This is a genomic window from Bifidobacterium callitrichos DSM 23973 (genome assembly GCF_000741175.1).
Lineage (GTDB): Bacteria > Actinomycetota > Actinomycetes > Actinomycetales > Bifidobacteriaceae > Bifidobacterium > Bifidobacterium callitrichos.
The window spans coordinates 1-6,487 of record NZ_JGYS01000032.1 but is presented as its reverse complement, the minus strand read 5'-3'; the positions used below and the strand labels follow the sequence as shown (position 1 = coordinate 6,487).

Sequence of the window (6,487 nt, the reverse complement as noted above, 5' to 3'; positions counted from 1 at the left end):
CGGCATACCAGAGGTTCGTCCACCCAGGTCCTCTCGTACTATGGGCAGGTCGTCCTCAAGATTCCAACGAGCGCAGAGGATAGAGACCAAACTGTCTCACGACGTTCTGAACCCAGCTCGCGTGCCGCTTTAATCGGCGAACAGCCGAACCCTTGGGACCTGCTCCAGCCCCAGGATGCGACGAGCCGACATCGAGGTGCCAAACCATCCGTCGATATGGACTCTTGGGAATGATCAGCCTGTTATCCCGGGGTACCTTTTATCCGTTGAGCGATGCCGCGTCCGTACACCGGCACCGGATCACTAGTTCCGACTTTCGTCCCTGCTCGAGCCGTCGCTCTCGCAGTCAAGCTCCCTTGTGCACTTACACTCGCCACCCGATTGCCAACCGGGCTGAGGGAACCTTTGAGCGCCTCCGTTACTCTTTGGGAGGCAACCGCCCCAGTTAAACTACCCGCCAGGCACTGTCCCAGAGCAGGATCACTGCTCGTGGTTAGACATCCAATGCGAACAGAGCGGTATTTCACCTTGCGGCTCCACACTGGCTGGCGCCAATGCTTCGAAGCCTCCCGCCTATGCTACACAATCCACACCGAATGCCAATACCAAGGTATAGTAAAGGTCCCGGGGTCTTTTCGTCCTTCTGCGCTTAACGAGCATCTTTACTCGTACTGCAATTTCGCCGAGCTCCTGGTCGAGACAGTGGGGAAGTCGTTACGCCATTCGTGCAGGTCGGAACTTACCCGACAAGGAATTTCGCTACCTTAGGATGGTTATAGTTACCACCGCCGTTTACCGGGGCTTGAATTCACCGCTTCGCGTGAGCTGACGGATCCTCTTAACCTTCCGGCACCGGGCAGGCGTCAGTGCATATACAGCGACTTACGTCTTCGCATGCACCTGTGTTTTTGGTAAACAGTCGCTACCCCCTCTTCTGTGCCACCCCCAACAGCTCCGCGCGCGAGGCGCCTCACCACCGGGGGTCTCCCTTAAACCGAAGGAACGGGAGCAATTTGCCGAGTTCCTTGACCAGGATTCGCTCGATCGCTTCGGTATACTCTACCAGACCACCAGTGTCGGTTTGGGGTACGGGCGGCAAACAGCCTCGCGCCGAAGCTTTTCTCGACGGTCGGGATCACCGGATTCGCGCCCAACGGCGCCCATCATCACACCTCGGCCCTGACGCCCCCCGGATTTGCCTGGGGAACGGCCTGCGTGCTTGACCACGGAAAACCACCTCCGCGGCCGGCTACCCGTCCGTGTCACTCCTCGCGCTACCCTACTACAACTACGCTCCCAACACCGCCACGATCCGAACCCCGAAGGAACATCACACGACGACGGAGGTTAGTACTCGCTGCCTCGGATCGGGCGGCTGCAAGCCGGTACGGGAATATCGACCCGTTCATCCATTCGACTACGCCTGTCGGCCTCGCCTTAGGACCCGACTCACCCAGGGACGATGAACGTGGCCCTGGAACCCTTGGTCATCCAGCGGCGGGGATCCTCACCCCGCTCTCGCTACTCATGTCTGCATTCTCACTCCCACACAGTCCACGACACGCTTACGCGGCCGCTTCGACCCGGTGTGGGACGCTCTCCTACCCAGCAGAAAAACTGCTGCCGCGTCTTCGGTGGTGTGCTTGAGCCCCGCTACATTGTCGGCGCGGAACCACTAGACCAGTGAGCTGTTACGCACTCTTTCAAGGGTGGCTGCTTCTGAGCCAACCTCCTGGCTGTCTATGCGACTCCACATCCTTTCCCACTTAGCACACGCTTCGGGACCTTAGACGACGATCTGGGCTGTCTCCCTCTCGACGACGGAGCTTATCCCCCGCCGACTCACTGCCGGAATACACTTCACGGGTATTCGGAGTTTGGTTGCTGTTGGTACCCTGTACGGGCCCGCAAGCATCCAGTAGCTCTACCCCCCGGAAGCAATCAACCGACGCTGCACCTAAATGCATTTCGGAGAGAACCAGCTATCACGGAATTTGATTGGCCTTTCACCCCTAACCCCAAGTCATCCCCCCGGTTTTCAACCCAGGTGGGTTCGGTCCTCCACACGGTCCTACCCGCGCTTCAACCTGCTCAGGGCTAGATCATCCCGCTTCGGGTCCAGGACACGCGACTACAACGCCTTTTAAGACTCGCTTTCGCTACGCGTACACCACACGGCTTACGCTCGCCACATGCCACTGACTCGCAGACTCATTTTTCGATAGGCACGCCGTCACCCCACAAGAAGGCTCCGACGGATCGTAGGCGCACGGTTTCAGAGACTATTTCACTCCCCTCCCGGGGTACTTTTCACCTTTCCCTCACGGTACTCGTACACTATCGGTCAGACAGGAATATTTAGGCTTATGCAACGGTCTGCACGGATTCGCACGGGATTCCACGGGGCCCGTGCTACTTGGGACACGCGATCAGGAGACCATGCGCATACGGCTACGGGGCCATCACCCTCTACGGCCCGGTATCCAACCCGGTTCGCCTCACACATGGTTTTATCACTCCCGCCCGGCACGTCGGCACCGGGACACACGCTCCCACAACACCACGCACGCAACCCCCGACGGTATCACACGCACGCGGTTTGGCCTGATCCGCTTTCGCTCGCCACTACTCACGGAATATCCTTTCCTGCAGGTACTGAGATGTTTCACTTCCCTGCGTACCCCCCGGCCGAAGCCGGTGACCGCCCATAACGACGGCCGTGTTCCCACATTCGGAGACCCTCGGATCGAAGCCCTGTTGGCGGCTCCCCGAGGAATATCGCTGCCTCAAACGTCCTTCATCGGTCCTGTCTGCCAAGGCATCCACCCTCACGCCCTTGCAAGCAACCCACACCCAACAAGGATGCCGGCCGCCACGCACTGCCATAGCGAACTCCCAGACGACACATCAATACAACTAGAATGATCACAAAACGATCGACGAACACAAAAAAGTGCTCTTCGAAATCAACAGCAAGAAACAACAAAAGTTGTCACTTGCTCGCGTCCACTATCCAGTTCTCAAACCACCACCGCACACACGACCCGACCACCCGGCCAAACGACCGGACGACCACGCCGCGCGACGACGGACCCGCCCCCGCGAACAACCACGGGAAGTGGCGATCCGGGAACCCAAAGCATGCCCGTACCACCGGCCACGACCAACGACGGCCACGACCACAAGCCAACGATCTCTTCCACACCAGCAACCCGGACCAACCGGAACATCCGGCCGCCGGGCCCACAACGACTCGCAAACACGAGCCTGAAATCTCCGTAGAAAGGAGGTGATCCAGCCGCACCTTCCGGTACGGCTACCTTGTTACGACTTAGTCCCAATCACGAGTCTCACCTTAGACGGCTCCATCCTTGCGGTTAGGCCACCGGCTTCGGGTGCTACCCACTTTCATGACTTGACGGGCGGTGTGTACAAGGCCCGGGAACGCATTCACCGCGACGTTGCTGATTCGCGATTACTAGCGACTCCGCCTTCATGGAGTCGGGTTGCAGACTCCAATCCGAACTGAGACCGGTTTTCAGGGATCCGCTCCAAGTCACCTTGTCGCATCCCGTTGTACCGGCCATTGTAGCATGCGTGAAGCCCTGGACGTAAGGGGCATGATGATCTGACGTCATCCCCACCTTCCTCCGAGTTAACCCCGGCGGTCCCCCGTGAGTTCCCATCACTGCATGCTGGCAACACGGGGCGAGGGTTGCGCTCGTTGCGGGACTTAACCCAACATCTCACGACACGAGCTGACGACGACCATGCACCACCTGTGAACCCGCCCCGAAGGGAAACGACATCTCTGCCGTCGCCGGGAACATGTCAAGCCCAGGTAAGGTTCTTCGCGTTGCATCGAATTAATCCGCATGCTCCGCCGCTTGTGCGGGCCCCCGTCAATTTCTTTGAGTTTTAGCCTTGCGGCCGTACTCCCCAGGCGGGATGCTTAACGCGTTAGCTCCGACACGGGACCCGTGGAAAGGGCCCCACATCCAGCATCCACCGTTTACGGCGTGGACTACCAGGGTATCTAATCCTGTTCGCTCCCCACGCTTTCGCTCCTCAGCGTCAGTAACGGCCCAGAGACCTGCCTTCGCCATTGGTGTTCTTCCCGATATCTACACATTCCACCGTTACACCGGGAATTCCAGTCTCCCCTACCGCACTCCAGCCCGCCCGTACCCGGCGCAGATCCACCGTTAAGCGATGGACTTTCACACCAGACGCGACGAACCGCCTACGAGCTCTTTACGCCCAATAATTCCGGATAACGCTTGCACCCTACGTATTACCGCGGCTGCTGGCACGTAGTTAGCCGGTGCTTATTCGAAAGGTACACTCACTCTCGCTTGCTCCCAATCAAAAGCGGTTTACAACCCGAAGGCCGTCATCCCGCACGCGGCGTCGCTGCATCAGGCTTGCGCCCATTGTGCAATATTCCCCACTGCTGCCTCCCGTAGGAGTCTGGGCCGTATCTCAGTCCCAATGTGGCCGGTCGCCCTCTCAGGCCGGCTACCCGTCATAGGCTCGGTGGGCCGTTACCCCGCCGACTACCTGATAGGACGCGACCCCATCCCATACCGATAAATCTTTCCCAACACGCCATGCAGCATGTCGGAGCATCCGGCATTACCACCCGTTTCCAGGAGCTATTCCGGTGTACAGGGCAGGTCGGTCACGCATTACTCACCCGTTCGCCACTCTCACCCAGGCCGAAACCCGGGATCCCGTTCGACTTGCATGTGTTAAGCACGCCGCCAGCGTTCATCCTGAGCCAGAATCGAACCCTCCACAAAAAAACATGCGAAAGAGCATCGACAGATGACTCTCAAAACAAAAAAGACGAGAACATCCTTAAGGAAGGACATTCACACAAAACCCCGCCGCAATTCAACCCAACCAAGGGAACCCACCCAAAACAGGCAGGCCTGCAGCGGACTGGCAATCATTGACTATAAAGAAGTAGTACAAACACACTCTTGAGTTCTCAAACCACCAAGCACACTGAACCAGCAGGAAACCTTGAACTTGAAGAAGAAAGGAAACCAACCGCTCAGCGGCAGCGAATGAATAACTTACACCACTTGCCAGATCAACGCAAACCGAAGTCCTCAACCATCGCCTAAGCCCTTGGAAACACACGCTTCGCCCGGCGTGTCGCAAAAGGGTGCAAAATCACGTCTACAACCAGTGTAGAGGCCGGAAACGCAATCACCGGCATCAGAAATAATTTCCACGAGCGTGTCGCGCTCCACGATCCATCCCCGTCGACGGATCCATACGAATTCAGATTACACACCAACCACCGCATCATCAGCGTCTGCGCGGCTTGTATCCCTTCTTGCGGCTGCGTGGCTTGAGCTGCTGGTTCAGGGGAGTGTGGGCATAGCTGGTGCTCGGATCGCGATGGGTGAGGTGCCAGGTGCCGCAGAACTCGCATCGGTATACCCATAGTTCGGCACCTCTCTCGATGAGGCTCTGATCAGCGGCATACTGGGCCTGAGTCTTGTCGTGATACATGATCTTGTTCGACGTGGCGCAACGTTTCGGCGTGAAGTAATGCATGGAGACCCCCATCAGCAGCTTATGACGACTCTACCTCACGCGCCGCTTGTCGAATATACGGAAAAGTTATGAAAGACGGTGATTGTGCGTGTGCTTTGGATATGCGAAATCCCTGGGGATTGTGTTGTCTTGCTGGGGATGTTCGTGGTTTGGTGTTGTGGGTATGGGTTGGGCCCCGGGAGCTGTTGCTCGACCGGGGCCCACTTGAGTTTGGTAGCGGCGACGTGCTACTCTCCCACATCCTCTCGGGTGCAGTACCATCGCCGTGCAAGGCCTTAGCTTCCGGGTTCGGAATGGGACCGGGCGTCTCACCTTGGCTATGGTCGCCGCAAATCTTCAATTAGCATCCCACCACAAGGGCGGGGGATGGAACCGTGACGGTTCGGGGACCGGACGGCGGACGCGAAAAGTGTTGACGTTCTGTGACCCGTTCGACCTGTTCAGTGTCGTACCGGGTGGTTCACGCAGTGCGTGACGCCCTCCCAAACGGGAGGATGTGTGATTGCCTTTTCCCCGTTAGTACCGGTCGGCTCCACCCCTCGCGGGGCTTCCACGTCCGGCCTATCGACCACGTGTTCTTCATGGGGGGTCTCGAGGCCCGAAGGCCTCATGGAATCCTTATCTTGGAGCGGGCTTCCCGCTTAGATGCTTTCAGCGGTTATCCCTTCCGAACGTAGCCAACCGGCCGTGCCACTGGCGTGACAACCGGCATACCAGAGGTTCGTCCACCCAGGTCCTCTCGTACTATGGGCAGGTCTCCTCAAGATTCCAACGAGCGCAGAGGATAGAGACCAAACTGTCTCACGACGTTCTGAACCCAGCTCGCGTGCCGCTTTAATCGGCGAACAGCCGAACCCTTGGGACCTGCTCCAGCCCCAAGATGCGACGAGCCGACATCGAGGTGCCAAACCATCCC

1 protein-coding gene and 4 rRNA genes are annotated in these 6,487 nt (G+C 58.2%); all 5 read right to left on the bottom strand.

The window, feature by feature from the left end:
* Positions 1-2,850, bottom strand: a 23S ribosomal RNA gene (locus tag BCAL_RS11875); the annotation flags it as partial.
* Positions 2,851-3,282: 432 nt separating this feature from the next.
* A 16S ribosomal RNA gene (locus BCAL_RS11870) occupies positions 3,283-4,802 on the bottom strand.
* A 517-nt stretch (positions 4,803-5,319) separates the two neighbouring features.
* On the bottom strand, positions 5,320-5,571 hold the full coding sequence (locus BCAL_RS11865) for a hypothetical protein (protein WP_043167968.1): 252 nt from the start codon (positions 5,569-5,571) through the stop codon (positions 5,320-5,322).
* A 214-nt stretch (positions 5,572-5,785) separates the two neighbouring features.
* Positions 5,786-5,902, bottom strand: a 5S ribosomal RNA gene (gene rrf, locus BCAL_RS11860).
* 165 nt (positions 5,903-6,067) lie between these two features.
* A 23S ribosomal RNA gene (locus BCAL_RS11855) occupies positions 6,068-6,487 on the bottom strand; the annotation flags it as partial.

Bases quoted from the DNA above. Each gene is read 5' to 3' on its own strand.
- BCAL_RS11865 (WP_043167968.1), bottom strand. From the start codon at position 5,571: ATGCATTACTTCACGCCGAAACGTTGCGCCACGTCGAACAAGATCATG.